This is a genomic window from Agrobacterium leguminum, from assembly GCF_015704895.1.
GTDB classification, from domain to species: Bacteria; Pseudomonadota; Alphaproteobacteria; order Rhizobiales; family Rhizobiaceae; genus Agrobacterium; species Agrobacterium leguminum.
In genome coordinates this window covers 22,545-36,358 of sequence record NZ_JADQWB010000006.1, presented here as the reverse complement: position 1 = coordinate 36,358, position 13,814 = coordinate 22,545, and the positions used below count along the sequence as shown (strand labels likewise).

13 protein-coding genes are annotated in these 13,814 nt (G+C 58.4%); 10 read left to right on the top strand and 3 right to left on the bottom strand.

The annotated features are described in order from the left end of the window. Positions 1 to 3: 3 nt before the first annotated feature. Complete coding sequence (locus I3J13_RS11080) at positions 4 to 1,095, bottom strand: ABC transporter ATP-binding protein (RefSeq protein ID WP_196378815.1); 1,092 nt, start codon at positions 1,093 to 1,095, stop codon at positions 4 to 6. A gap of 232 nt (positions 1,096 to 1,327) precedes the next feature. Between I3J13_RS11080 and I3J13_RS11075 the strand changes: the two genes are divergently transcribed. From I3J13_RS11075 to I3J13_RS11030, 10 genes are all read left to right on the top strand, one after another. Next, entirely contained in the window at positions 1,328 to 2,290 is a 963-nt protein-coding gene (locus tag I3J13_RS11075) for a LysR family transcriptional regulator (RefSeq protein ID WP_004433115.1), read from the top strand. A gap of 183 nt (positions 2,291 to 2,473) precedes the next feature. Continuing rightward, positions 2,474 to 3,625 (top strand): transporter substrate-binding domain-containing protein, encoded by a 1,152-nt coding sequence (locus tag I3J13_RS11070; protein ID WP_196378966.1) that lies wholly within the window; start codon positions 2,474 to 2,476, stop codon positions 3,623 to 3,625. A 12-nt stretch (positions 3,626 to 3,637) separates the two neighbouring features. Continuing rightward, the gene (locus I3J13_RS11065; protein ID WP_059755232.1) at positions 3,638 to 4,246 is read left to right on the top strand and encodes an ANTAR domain-containing response regulator; all 609 of its coding nucleotides are present in this window, start codon (positions 3,638 to 3,640) and stop codon (positions 4,244 to 4,246) included. Between the two features lie 248 nt (positions 4,247 to 4,494). Further along, on the top strand, positions 4,495 to 5,745 hold the full coding sequence (locus tag I3J13_RS11060; protein WP_196378814.1) for a transporter substrate-binding domain-containing protein: 1,251 nt from the start codon (positions 4,495 to 4,497) through the stop codon (positions 5,743 to 5,745). Between the two features lie 151 nt (positions 5,746 to 5,896). Then, on the top strand, positions 5,897 to 6,790 hold the full coding sequence (gene urtB, locus I3J13_RS11055) for an urea ABC transporter permease subunit UrtB (protein ID WP_196378813.1): 894 nt from the start codon (positions 5,897 to 5,899) through the stop codon (positions 6,788 to 6,790). 1 nt (position 6,791) lies between these two features. After that, complete coding sequence (gene urtC, locus I3J13_RS11050) at positions 6,792 to 7,931, top strand: urea ABC transporter permease subunit UrtC (protein ID WP_196378812.1); 1,140 nt, start codon at positions 6,792 to 6,794, stop codon at positions 7,929 to 7,931. A gap of 1 nt (position 7,932) precedes the next feature. Continuing rightward, positions 7,933 to 8,682 carry an urea ABC transporter ATP-binding protein UrtD gene (gene urtD / locus I3J13_RS11045; protein WP_196378811.1) on the top strand — a complete coding sequence of 250 codons (750 nt, stop codon included), beginning with the start codon at positions 7,933 to 7,935 and terminating at the stop codon, positions 8,680 to 8,682. After that, positions 8,682 to 9,377: an urea ABC transporter ATP-binding subunit UrtE gene (gene urtE / locus I3J13_RS11040; protein WP_020812776.1), complete on the top strand. Its 696-nt coding sequence runs from the start codon at positions 8,682 to 8,684 to the stop codon at positions 9,375 to 9,377. Before urtD ends, urtE begins: the two co-directional genes overlap by 1 nt. A gap of 27 nt (positions 9,378 to 9,404) precedes the next feature. Then, positions 9,405 to 11,156 (top strand): nitrilase-related carbon-nitrogen hydrolase, encoded by a 1,752-nt coding sequence (locus I3J13_RS11035; RefSeq protein WP_196378810.1) that lies wholly within the window; start codon positions 9,405 to 9,407, stop codon positions 11,154 to 11,156. A 12-nt stretch (positions 11,157 to 11,168) separates the two neighbouring features. Further along, positions 11,169 to 12,323, top strand: a complete 1,155-nt coding sequence (locus I3J13_RS11030) for an iron-containing alcohol dehydrogenase (RefSeq protein WP_196378809.1) — start codon at positions 11,169 to 11,171, stop codon at positions 12,321 to 12,323. A gap of 109 nt (positions 12,324 to 12,432) precedes the next feature. On the opposite strand, the gene I3J13_RS11025 is transcribed toward I3J13_RS11030, so the two are convergent. Continuing rightward, positions 12,433 to 13,137, bottom strand: coding sequence for an anti-sigma factor (locus I3J13_RS11025; RefSeq protein WP_196378808.1), 705 nt, complete (start codon positions 13,135 to 13,137; stop codon positions 12,433 to 12,435). Next, the gene (locus tag I3J13_RS11020) at positions 13,134 to 13,679 is read right to left on the bottom strand and encodes a sigma-70 family RNA polymerase sigma factor (protein ID WP_196378965.1); all 546 of its coding nucleotides are present in this window, start codon (positions 13,677 to 13,679) and stop codon (positions 13,134 to 13,136) included. The genes I3J13_RS11025 and I3J13_RS11020 overlap by 4 nt, the downstream gene beginning before the upstream one ends. Positions 13,680 to 13,814 lie beyond the last annotated feature (135 nt).

The window sequence follows — 13,814 nt, the reverse complement described above, 5'->3', positions numbered from 1 at the left end:
GTCTCAACCCGCTTCGGGAACGATCACCGTGTCTTCGGGGTGGAGTGAAAGCGCGATCGCCTCACCCGGCGACTTCATGAGCGCGCGGCCGGCATGGTTGCTGGGAAGCCGGAAACTCAGATCGTCGCCGCTGTCCAGCCGCACGAAAACCCGAATGCTTTCGCCCTGATAAAGCGTATCCGTGACGGTGCCTGTCAGCCTGTTGCCGCCATCGGCTTGAGCGCCATCCACCACCACAAGTTTTTCCGAATGAACCACGAGATGCAGGTTTTCGCCTTCCGGCACGCGATGCGCCGTGTACAGCAGCCGGTCTCCCAGCCGCACCGCCGTTTCGCTTTCGCGCCGAACCGCAAGCAGGGTCGCCTCGCCTATGAAGCGGGCGACAAAGGCGTTGACGGGACGGTCATGCAGGCGCTCCGGCGTATCGACCTGCACCAGACGTCCCCTGTGCATGATCGCCACGCGGTCGCTCATCGTCAGCGCCTCGCGCTGATCATGCGTCACATAGACGATCGTGGCGCCGAGCCGCTTATGCAGCCGTTTGAGTTCGATCTGCATGGTCTCGCGCAGCTGCTTGTCGAGCGCCGAAAGCGGCTCGTCCATGAGAATGAGGCCCGGCTCAAAGATCATGGCGCGCGCCAGCGCCACGCGCTGACGTTGGCCGCCCGACAATTCGTGGATACGCCTGTTCTCATAGCCGGTGAGTTCGACCATCTCGAGCGCAGCCTTGAGTTTCGCCGGCCAGCTCGCCTTCGGTAGCCGCCGCGCCCGTAGCGGAAAGGTAATGTTTTCGCCTACACTCATATGCGGAAACAACGCGTAGTTCTGAAAGACGATACCGATATCCCGCTTATGCGGCGGCTCAAATGTAATATCCCGATCGCCTAACCAAATTGACCCCGATGTCGGCTGGACAAAGCCGCCGAGAATTCCCAGCAACGTGGTCTTGCCTGACCCCGAAGGCCCGAGAATGGAAACGAATTCGCCGGGAGCGACATCGAGATTGACATCGTCCAGCGCACGAAACGTTCCGTAGCACTTGACCGCCTCTTTGATGGAAACGCCTACCCGCTCTGTATTTGGCTGCTCAATCATATGATTCCACTAAAAAATCCCAGTACGTTCGGTGGTGCTCCGACGTATGGCAGCGCGTTTTTGCGGAACGAAGAGCAGATTTTCAGCCTGTGACGCCCAGCGCCGGCCTGAAACCAATCTGTCGCGTTCCCCTCAATTCATGGAAGGTCTCTCGCCTTCGTTGACAGCAAAGAGACCAAACAAAAGGCGGATAAGCAATTGAAAAAAAATCTATGCGATGTTACAAAATGTAATGACATTCCTTCGCCGTTCCCTGCCCTCCATGAATGGCCTCTTTACTTTCGAGGCGGCTGCACGCTGCGGCAGCTTTTCGAGGGCAGCAGACGAATTGAACGTGACGCCGGCGGCTGTGAGCCGCATGATGTCCCGGCTGGAGGAACATCTTGATACGACATTGTTTCTTCGGCAGCCCGGTGGCGTGATGCTGACGGAACCCGGCCAGCTGCTGTTCGATGCGATCGCAAGAGGCTTCGCCGGAATAGAAAGCGCCCTGCGGGAAATCGAGGATCGCCGAACCGGTATCGAAACCGTGTCCCTTTCCGTCTCGACCGGCTTCACCACGCACTGGATGATGCCTAGAATGGCCGAATTCAAAAGGGAATTTCCCAATGTCGATCTTCGGTTTCAGCTCATGATGGGCGCCCTGTCGGGGCCGGTCAATGACGTCGATCTTGGGATGCGCTTCGTCGATGGACCGGACAGGCATCACGAGGCAGCTTTCGTCATGCCCGAAATCCTGCTGCCGATCTGCAGTCCGGGTTACAGGGAAAGCCATGCCATTTCCGGCAATGATATTGATCGCGTGCCGGATACGACGATCAATTTAAGCGATGCGCAGCCCAACTGGTCGACGCTGTTCACACCGGCCAGCGGTAGTGACCCGCAGAATTCGATGATCTTCTCCGATTACGCCATCGTCGTGCAGGCTGCTCTCCTGGGCCAGGGCGTGGCGCTTGGCTGGCTCAACGTCGTCGCCCATTGGCTACGGACGCGGACACTGGTTCCAGCAAGCGAACACTTGATGGTCACCGGCCGGCGCTGCCATCTTATCCGGCTGCGAACCAAACCCGCCCGACCAATCGTCACGCAGGTCAAGGAATGGATGATCCGTGAATTGAAGGCGGATGTCGATGCGGTGAGCGCGCTTTATCCATCCCTGAACATCGGCTGCGTGGGAAGCGATACCATCAACTAAAAACTGAAATTTTGAACACGCTCGAACCGACATAGTCATAACGACCCTTCGTTCCGCTATTGTCACCGGATAAAGAAACTGACATCATGGACTAACAGGCTCAAAATGAGCCGCTGATATTCCATGAGCAGGGTAGCTCTCGACCGGAAACGGGCGGGGGCTTTTTTTATTTTTTGGTGGGCGATGATGCATTCAGAAAGCTGGCGGGTCGGTGTGCTGTTCTCCGAAACGGGCGTGACCGGAGCCGTGGAAACAACCCAGAGAGCTGCGACCTTGCTGGCGATCGATGAAATCAACGCAGCCGGTGGCGTGCTCGGCCGAGAGATAGAGCCCGTGGCCTACGATCCGCAATCAACTCCCAGTCTCTATAGGGAGCTTGCGGTCAAACTTTGCGACGAAGATCGGGTCCGTGTCGTTTTCGGCTGCCACATGTCGAGCACCCGCAAAGCCGCTCTTCCCGTCATTGAGGCCCGTGATGCTTTGCTGTTTTACCCGACTTTGTACGAGGGGTTCGAATACTCCAGGCATTGCATCTACACAGGTGCAGCTCCCAATCAGAACTCCGTCCAATTGGTCGATTTCCTTACCAAGCACTATGGAAAGCGGGTTTTTCTTGTGGGGTCGAATTACGTCTATCCTTATGAATCGAACCGGACGATCAGCGACCTTTTTCTTCAGGTGGGGGGACAGGTCCTGGACGAGATATATGTTCCGCTGAACCTCAAAGACGAGGACGTCGCCAAGATCATCCGACACATTCGAGCAGCGCAGCCGGACGTTATTTATTCAACGATCGTTGGCAACGGTATCATTCCTTTCTACACGGCGTTCAAGGAAGCGGGCTTCAATGCACAGAAGATGCCGATCGCCAGTCAATCGACAAGCGAGGCCGACGTGATACGCATGCGCCCGGAGGTGGCGGAAGGGCACATAACCGCTGCTCCCTTTTTCGCTTCTCTCGACACCCCCCGCGCCCGCGCCTTCGTTTCGGCGTATCAACAACGGTACGGCCAGCAGATGCTGCCAACTGCGCCAGCCGAAGCGGCTTATTTTCAGGTATATCTCTATGCGGCGGCTTTAAAGCTTGCCGGCGGCGACGGGCTTGAGCAGCTTCTGCCGGCACTCTATGAGGTCGAATACGATGCTCCACAGGGCGCGGTGAAGATAGACCGGCTGACAAACCACACGCATCTGTGGCCAAGAGTGGCAAAGGTGAATGCGCAGGGCGGCTACGATATTGTCTATGATCCGTCACTGCGGGTGGCGCCCGATCCGTTCATGCGCGAATATCGCCCGGATCTGACGCAAACTTTCCCGCATCGCGTCCGGGTCTGAGAAGGAGCGACGATGTCATTCGCCCTTCTCAGAGATTTGCGGGATCTCAAGGTCCTGGTCATTCATCCCCGGACATCGGAGGGAGAGTTCCTCGTCGATCACCTGCGCCGTATCGGCTGCACGGTTAGTTGCCTCTGGCCGGTGCCTGCCGAATTGCCGCATGGCACAGACGTCGTCTTTCTTGCCATGGAAGACGAGGCGCGACCGGAAATCGAACGTCTGCTGAAGTGTTTTCCAAACCCCGCTCCGACCATGCTCGCCATCGTCGGTTACGAAAATCCCTCGACGCTGCAGATCGTTCTGGAAAGCGGAGCGCTCGCCATTGTCGAGAGACCGATCAAGCCGTTCGGTCTGCTGACCAATCTCGCCATCGCCCGCAGCCTGTGGCTGGAGCGCCAAAAGCTCGTGAAGGAAGCGCGCAAATATAAACGCAAGGTATTGGGAGACCAGAAGCTCGCCCGCGCCAAGGCGATTTTGATGGCCAATCGCGGCACCAGCGAAAACGAGGCGTATCGCGAAATGCGGGAGCAGGCGATGGCCCGGCGCGTACCGATCGATGAAATCGCCAATTCGATTATCAATGCCGAACAGCTCTTGCGCCGTCCCCAAAAACATGATTAGTTTTTCATGTGTTTCAAAGGAACACCTCCGGCACATCCCTTCGTTTTGCGAAGCCATGTGCCGCTGTTGCACGCGGCGAGGCCGTGATGCTGTGATGGCAAAGGTGCCCGCAGGCTGTGACAGGCCTAGCGGGTTTTTTGTTGTCTGCTGACAGTGTCGTCAGCCTTCCAACATTTTGTCGGCATGAAAGCCTGGCTGTTGAACCGGGCAGTGCCACTGCGTGCGCCAATCAAAAAAGGGGAACCAAGATGGTGTTCAACAGACGTGAATTTCTGAAAACCGCAGCCACCGCTTCCGCCGCACTCACCCTGCCGGCGCTGGGCGGCCGGGCCTTTGCAGCCGACGCAATCAAGGTCGGTGCGCTCTACTCCCAGACGGGTGGGCTTTCCGTCGCCGAAAAACTTCTCGCCAACGGTGTCATGATGGCCGTGGCCGAGATCAATGCGGCCGGCGGCGTTCTCGGCCGTCCGGTCGAGGTTGTCGTTGAAGACGGAGCCTCCGATCCGAAGATCTTCAGCGAGAAAGCTTCGAAGCTGATCCTCAAGGACAAGATTTCAACCGTATTCGGCTGCCACACATCCGCCAGCCGCAAGGCCGTGCTGCCGATCTTCGAACGGCGCGGCGCGATGCTGTTCTATCAGACGCATTATGAAGGCTTCGAGTGCTCGCGCAACGTCGTCTATTCCGGCGCCGTTCCGAACCAGCAGCTCTCCAACTACATTCCCTGGATCGTCGAGAAACTGGGCAAGAAGAAGTTCTTCATCGTCGGCTCGAACTACGTCTATCCGCGCGAGATGGCCAAGGTTTCCAAAAAACTGATCGAGGCAGCCGGCGCGGAATGGGTAGCGGACGAATATCTGGAACTCGGCCACTCGGAATGGGCCGTGATGGTCAGCAAGATCAAGGAATCGGGAGCGGACGTGGTTCTTTCCAACGTGGTCGGCGATTCGATCATCGCCTTTTACCGCGAATTCAAGAACCAGGGCCTTTCGCAGGACGTTATCCCAATCTGCGCGACAGTAACTTCCGAAATCGAGATCGCGGCCATGGGGGCTGAATACGCGGCAGGCAGCTACACCTCTTTCCCATATTTCATGTCGATTGAAACGCCGGCGAACAAAAGCTTCATCGACCGTTTCAGAACCTTCGTCAACGATCCCAAGGCCGTGACATACCATTCACTGGAGGCCGCCTATTTTCAGGTGTTTCTGTGGAAGCAGGCAGTTGAGAAGTCCGGCGATCTGTCAGCCGACGCGATCCGGGCCGGCATTCGCGGCCAGACCTATGACGCGCCCGGCGGCAAGGTGACGACCGACCCCGACAACCTGCATTGCTGGCTGACGCCACGCATCGGACAGTGGCAGCCGGACGGCCAGAGCAAGGTGGTCAACGCCTATCCGGCACCGATCAAGCCGCTTCCCTATTCGGCTTATGGCGAAACGGAGAGCAACCTGTTCTGCACCGCCAAGGGTCTCGACGCAGCAAAACTCAAGGGCTGACCCATCCTCCGCGTTGTCCCGCCAGCCATGCCTGGCGGGACCATGTCTCGGCAAGGCGGATCTGCGCTTTTCTTCTGCGCGACGCCAATCCGCTTTCGGATTGGCACGAAGCAGGAAAATCCGACCCGCCCTTCTCACGAACGGTGGCTTCATGCTCGACATTCTTTTTATCGGCCTCAGTCTCGGCTCCATCCTTCTTCTGGTGGCGCTCGGTCTCGCCATAACCTACGGCGCCATGGGCGTCATCAACATGGCCCATGGCGAAATGGTCATGATCGGCGCCTATGTCGCCGTCCTCTCCGGCATATGGCTCAAGACAAGCCTGCTGCTCGCGATACCGCTGGCGTTCATCGTGACCGCGTTGCTCGGCCTGATGATCGAACGGCTGGTCGTGCGGCGACTTTATGGTCGTTTGCTGGATACGCTTCTCGCTACCTGGGGCATCGCCATCCTTCTGCAGCAGGCCGTGAGGCTCGAACTCGGCCTGTCCTTTTTCGGCATTCATATCGAAGGCCTTGGAGCCGGCCTGCAAAACGTCGGCGTGCCTTCGTATCTGCAGGGTACATTCAGCCTGGCGGGCGCGGAGATCAATGCTTACCGCGCTTTCATCATCGCGGTTACCGCCGCGCTGACGCTGGTGACGTGGTTCATTCTCTATCGGACGACGGCAGGCATGCAGGTTCGCGCGATCATCCGCAATCCGAAAATGGCCGCAGCCTGCGGTATCGACGTGAAACGCGTCAACGCCATGACTTTCGCCTTTGGGTCCGGTCTTGCGGGCGTCGCCGGCGTCATGATGTCCGGCTTTAAGACCGTTTTCCCGGACATGGGCACGACGATGGTCGTTGACGGCTTCATGGTCGTGGTCACGGGCGGCGTCGGCAGCCTGTTCGGCACCATCCTGTCTTCGGGGTTACTGGGGGAGGTCAATGCGCTGGTGGCCATCGGCACGAACGACATTCTGGCGCGCGCGGTTGTTTTCGGCGTCGTCATCCTTGTCATTCTCGTCAAGCCCAGCGGGCTGTTTTCGTTCAAGGGGCGCTGACATGAGTATCCAACGAAAATTCCAGATCGCCGCCTACGTCATTTTCATAGCATTACTTTTTGCGGCGCCCGTTTTCGGTGACGAATTCTGGCTGAACCGTATTTCAAAATATCTTGTCTACGGCATGCTGGGCGTCGCCATCGCGTTGACATGGGGATATGCCGGCATTCTCAACCTTGGCCAGGGACTGTTTTTCGGTCTCGGCGCCTACATGCTCGCCATGTCTCTTAAACTGTCGAGCCTGACCAGTCTGCAACAGGGCTCCGACAAGCCCGTTCCTGATTTCATGCTCTGGAACGCCGAACCCGGTGCACCCACGGAACTGTGCTGTATCAACAAGGGCTCTTTCCTCTGGCTTCCGTTTCAAAGCCAGTCTGTTGGTCTCGTACTCGGCCTCGTGCTTCCCGTGGCGATCGCCGGCGCGCTCGGCATGCTGGTTTTCCGCAAGCGTATTTCCGGCGTATTCGTCTCGATCATCACTCTGGCGCTTGTTCTGCTCGTACGTCTCGTCGTGGTCGATGCTCAACCGGTGACAAACGGTTTTAACGGCCTGACAGATCTTGGCTGGCTGACGATCGGCGGCATAGAGTTCGATCCCTACAGCAGGGCGACCTATTATCTGTGCGCCGTATGCCTGTCGCTGTCACTCATCGCCGCCCGTCTTGTCGTGGAAACCCGCGCGGGCATGATCCTGCAAGCGATCCGTGACGATCATGTTCGCGCCCGCTATCTCGGTTTCGACGTCTCGCTCTACCAGGTGTTCTTCTTTGCCATTTCAGCCGGGATCGCCGGCGTTGCCGGTATGCTCTATGTGGTCGTTGCGGAGTTCGCCTCTCCGACCTTCATGGATCTATCCTTCTCGGTGACGATGGTCGTCTGGGCGGCCGTCGGCGGCCGTTCCTCCCTGCTCGGCGCCTGCATCGGCGCGATCCTGATCAACATGATCGAAGCTCAGGTCAGCGAGACCGAAGCGCTTGTCGAAGCATGGAAAGCAATCATCGGTCTCATCTTTGTGCTGGTCGTCCTGTTCATGCCGCGTGGTCTCGGCGGCGTCGCGCATGATGTGCTGCGACAGCTTATCCGCAGGCTCAAACCGGGTGCGGCGTCTTCATCATTGCAACAACAGAGCGAGGCATCGTGATATGAGTGCAATCGCATTGACCCTCGACGGTCTCGGTGTCGATTTCGGCGGGTTCAGAGCTGTAAACAAAGTCAGCATCACCGTCTGCGATGGTGAGTTGCGTGTGTTGCTTGGCGCGAACGGCGCCGGCAAGACGACCCTGATGGATCTGGTCAGCGGCAAGACGCGCAGTACGCAGGGCAAGGTCTTCGTCTACGACACCGACATCACAAATTGGCCCGAACATAAGATCGCACGCGCCGGAATCGGCAGAAAATTCCAGATTCCGAGCATTTTTCGCGATCTCACCGTGCGGCAAAATCTGGAGGTGGCCAATTGCCGCAATCCATCGGTGCTTGCAAATCTCCGTTTCGGATTTTCGCGGGCGGAAGCGAGGCGCGTCGATGACGTTCTTGCTCTCACAGCGCTTGAAACGGAACAGCAGACGACGGCCGCCTATCTCAGTCATGGCCAGACGCAATGGCTGGAACTGGGCATGCTCATCGTGCAGGACCCGAAGGTGGTTTTGCTGGATGAACCAACAGCCGGAATGACCCAGGCCGAAACCCGCAAGACGGCGCAGATCATCAACAATCTCAAGGGCCGACATACGATCCTCGTCGTCGAACACGATATGGGGTTCGTTCGTGAAATCGCCGAGCGCATCACCGTCCTTCATCTGGGAGAGGTTCTGGCCGAAGGAAGCGTCGGGGATATAGAGCGCAATCCGAGAGTCCGGGAAGCCTATCTCGGCTCGAAAGGAATATCCTGATGCTGACATTGAAAGACGTGCACAGCTATTACGGCCGCAGCCACATCTTGCACGGCATCACCCTCGATGTACCGGCCGGCAAGGTGACGAGCATCCTCGGCCGCAACGGCACCGGCAAGACGACCCTTTTGAAAACCCTGATGGCGCTGACCGACCGGGTGACGGGTGAAATGCATCTGCAGGGAAAAGATATCGCCGCCGCCCCGACGCATATGAGAGCACGGGCGGGGATCGCCTATGTCCCCCAGGGCAGGGAGATCATTCCCGATTTTACCATACGCGAAAACATCCTGATGGGCGCTTTTGCGCGTGCCGATCGCAAACGCGAAATTCCAGCGCTGGTGCCCGAACTTTTTCCGTATCTGATGGCCAATCTCGATCGACCGGGTGGCGTGCTTTCAGGCGGCCAGCAACAGCAACTCGCCATCGCACGTGCGCTGGCCGCAGATCCGAAAGTGCTGCTTCTCGATGAGCCAAACGAAGGCATTCAGCCCTCCATCGTCGAGGAGATCGAAAAGATCATTATACGGCTCAATCGCGAGATCGGCATGACGATCATTCTCGTTGAGCAAAACGTCGCATTTGCGCGGCACGCATCTCACCAGTTCGCCATGCTGGAGAAGGGAACCGTGGTCGCGGCGGGCGCCATCGACACGCTCTCCGATGCACTTGTTCATCGGCATATGGCTGTCTGAAACGGACTGAAATCCTTGGTAAAGAAAATGGGGACCATCATGACATCGACACAGAGCTACACCGCTGCCGCCATCCAGTTCGAGCCGACCATGTTCGAAAAGGCGCGCAATATCGCGCGGCTGGCCGCCCTTTGCGAAGAAGCGGCAGAAGCAGGTGCACGCCTGATCGTCACGCCGGAAATGGGCACGACAGGTTATTGCTGGTTTGACAGGGCCGAAGTAAAGCCTTTCGTGGAAGCCATTCCCGGACCGACAACCGATGTTTTTCAGGCCATTGCCAGCAGACACCGCTGCTATATCGTCATCGGCATGCCGGAAGTCGAACCGGCGAGCGATCTCTATTACAACACCGCCGTTCTGATCGGTCCCGATGGCGTTATCGGTCGGCATCGCAAGTCGCATCCCTATATCGCCGAGCCCAAATGGGCCGCCAATGGCGATATCGTCCATGAGGTCTTCGAAACGGAGATCGGCCGGATTTCGATGCTGGTCTGCATGGATCTGCACTTCTTCGAGACGGCAAGGCTGGAGGCTCTGGCCGGTGCGGACATCATCTGCCACATATCCAACTGGCTGCAGGAACGCGCGCCGGCGCCCTACTGGATCAACCGTGCCTTTGAAAACGCCTGCTATCTTATCGAAAGCAACCGGTGGGGGCTGGAGAGAACCGTGCAGTTTTCCGGGGGAAGCTGCCTGATCGAGCCCGACGGAACGGTTGCCGCATCCATCGATACAGGCGACGGGATCGCCTATGGCGAGGTCGATCTTGCCCGCGCACGCCGCCGCGAAGTCTTGAGCGAACCGGTCTTCAAATCGCGCCGGCCCGAGCTTTACATGAACATGATGACCAATAGCTTCACCTGGAATCCGGGCGACTACTTCCGCCTCTATGGCTATCAGCCCATCCCGCGCGGGCGCAAATCGCGCGCGGCCGTTGCCCAGTTCGCCCCCTCCTCCGTGATCGCAGACAACATCGCCCGCATCACCGCGCTGGCCACAGAAGCAAAGGCGACGACAGCGCCGGACATTCTGGTTTTCCCGGAACTGTCGCTGACCGGGCTTGAGGCTCCCCACACCCGGGCGGAACCGCTTTCAGGCCCAACGGTCTCCGCCGTCGTGCGCCTGGCAATGAAGCTCGGCTTCTATCTCGTCGCCGGATTTGCCGAGGTGGACGGAGACAAAGTCTATAACACAGCAGTGCTCGCCGGTCCCGAGGGGCTGGTGGGAAGCTATCGCAAAACGCATCTGGGCGTCGCCGACAGTTGGGCAACGGCGGGCGACGAATGGAAAATATACGATCTTGCCATCGGCCGAGTGGGCCTGGCGATTGGCCACGACGCGCTATATCCGGAAGCCATTCGTTCGCTCTCGCTTATGGGGTGCGATCTGGTGGCCTGCCCTTCAGCAATTGCCGGTACCTTCACCGGCAGCCATGCGGGAACAAAAATCCCGCACAACTATCCCATCCCGAAGGGAGCAGACCCCTTTCATTGGCACGCTCTGCGGGTTCGCGGCGGCGAGAACAACGTCTATTTCGCCTTCGCCAATGTACTTGATGAGCCACGGGGATATCTGGGCAAGAGTGCCGTGTTCGGGCCGGACTCCTTTGCCTTTCCGCGTCAGGAATCGGTGATACTGGACGAGGAAGGGATTGCCGGTGCGACCGTCAACACCACCAATCTCGATACGCCCTATCCCACGAACATCGTCCGGCGAAAGGATCTTGTCGTCATGCGCCAGCCACATCACTATCAGCCTCTCGTCAAATGGCATCAGTGAGAGACCGATAAGATGTCCACATTCACATTCGCAACCGTCCCGCAGATCATTGCGGGACCGGGCTGTATCGCAAGGCTTTCGGAGCTTAGGAGCATGCTCGGTCCGCGCGTTATGGTGATTTCGGACGATGGGGTCGTCAAGGCAGGGCTCGTTCAGCCGGCGCTTGCCAGTCTTACAGAAGCCGGCGCCGAAACATCAATCTTCACCGGCGTTGTCGCTGATCCACCGGAAGCCATCATCCATACGGCTGCGGCACAGGCGGTGACGTTTGGCGCAACCGGTGTGCTGGGCATCGGCGGCGGCTCGTCGCTCGATGTCGCAAAGCTTGTGGCGCTTATTGCCAAAAGCGGCGAAGCGCTCGACACTATCTACGGCGTTGGCAAGGTGACGGGGGAGCGTCTGCCGCTGGCGCTCGTGCCAACAACGGCCGGTACCGGATCGGAAGTCACGCCGATTTCGATCATCACCACGGGCGAACACCAGAAAAAGGGCGTAGTATCACCCGTACTTCTGCCAGACGTGGCGTTTCTCGACGCGAACCTGACCATCGGACTTCCTCCCGCCGTGACCGCGGCGACGGGAATCGACGCAATGGTCCACGCCATCGAGGCTTTCACGTCCGCCAGTGCAAACAACAATCCCGTTTCCCGTGCCCTTGCCAAAGAAGCCCTGCGGCTTCTCGGAGCGAATATCGCGATCGCCGTCGGGGATGGAACCGACCTTGCCGCCAGACAGGCGATGCTGCTGGGTGCAATGTTGGCGGGGCAAGCCTTTGCTAATTCGCCTGTCGCTGCCGTTCATGCTCTCGCCTATCCGATCGGAGGCCGCTACGGCGTTCCCCACGGTCTTTCCAACAGTCTGGTACTGCCGCACGTCTTGCGCTTCAACGCGACGGTGTGTGGTGATGCCTACGCGGAGCTGGCGCCGTGTCTCTTTCCTCACCTTGAGCCTGCCGATCAGAACGGACGGCTCTCCGGTTTCATCGACGGACTAACGATGCTTCCAGTGCGCCTTAATCTTCCCGTAAAGCTGAGGCATGTCGGAATTCCAAAGGAGGGAATTCCTCTGCTCGCCGAAAGTGCGATGGATCAGACCCGCCTGCTGGTCAACAACCCGCGTACCATGTCGCTATCGGATGCCGCCAATATCTACGAGGTTGCCTGGTAAGCAGACCAGTACACACGTCACATGAGTTATAGCCATCCTTTCTATAACTCAAATCATCAAAATATTAAGCTACCATACAAGCACCAAACGGAGATATCTGGCGCGATTGTTATCGCAGCAACTTCGCGAGGCCCTTAGCGAGGATCGGTCCAGTCGGACGCCCGGTTGGAGATCCGCCAGCGTCTTCCAGGGTGATCTCGTAGAGCTGGTCCCCCCTTGGTGTTGGCAATTCCGGAACAGCCAGATGCGCCGAGCGCGCACCGTCGATCAGGCCAAGCGATACGGGCCCTGTGTCTTTGGACGGCAGGGTCCAAACCTGGATCGTCTTATCCCCGGGGATGTTGAAATCGGCCAGTATACGGATCGTCGCCTGCGCGTTGCCGAAATCCTCGATGACGGCCTGCACCTCCCCAGCATCATTGATTAGAACCGCAACGACTAGCGGCTCCACCGTCCGGGTCAGGCTGTAAGCGAGACCGATCGCGAGCAAAAAGGCGGCGGCGACGGCCGAGATCGCGGCCATTCGCCAACCGTTCATGCGGTTGTCATTGGCATTTGAGATCAGAGGCATAACGCCGGTATGATCCTGGAGCGGCAAGGCCGCTTCGATGCGCTGCCAAAGCTGCTCGGTGACGGTAGCAGGTGCCACGCTCATGTCGAGTGGCAGGAAGCGCTCGCGGCTGGCAGCAATTGCGGCACGCAGTTCAGCATCGCTTTCCATGACAACCTCAAGCTCCGCAGCATCCGTGGCCTCTATCAGGCCCAGGACATATTCATCGGCAATAGCAGGGATATCCTTGCGATCGTAGATCATGCCATGCACTCCCGGAGAGCTGCAAGGCCACGCCTGATCCAGGATTTGGTCGTACCGAGCGGAATGCGCAGCCTCCCGGCGATCTCGCCATGCGAGTAGCCGCCGATATAGGCCATAAGAATGCCGCTCCGCTTGCGCTCATCGAGACCGCCGAGGCAATCGTAGAGCCGGGAATTGCGGTCCAGCCTGTGCCACGCCGCCATGACCTCATCCACCTGATCGCTTTCGCGCAGGGCCTCCACTTCCTCGACTGTATGCTCGCGTTTTCCGTCCCGCAGGAGATTAAGTGCCCGGTTGCGGACGATGGCATAGATCCAGCCTCGGGCGGAGCCGTGATCGGCCCTGTACTGATGCGCATGGGTCCAAATCCGGATGAAGGCGTCCTGCACCACCTCTTCGGCAAGCTCGCGACGCCGGACAATGCGCTCGGCGACCGCGATCAGGCGTTCCGCCTCCCGATCAAAGATCAAACGCAGGGCGTTGCGATCACCCTTGGCGCAGGCAGCGAGTGCCGTATCGAGATCGTCCGGCGTAGAGCCCATCAGCATCAATACCTTCTCCCAACACCGACGAAGAAGACTGTCGGCTTTGAAAGCTATACCCGCTGGATCGACGAATGGATGCAAGTCGAAATTATTTTTTCGCAGGCTGCATCCAAACGGCATGGCTGGCGTGTC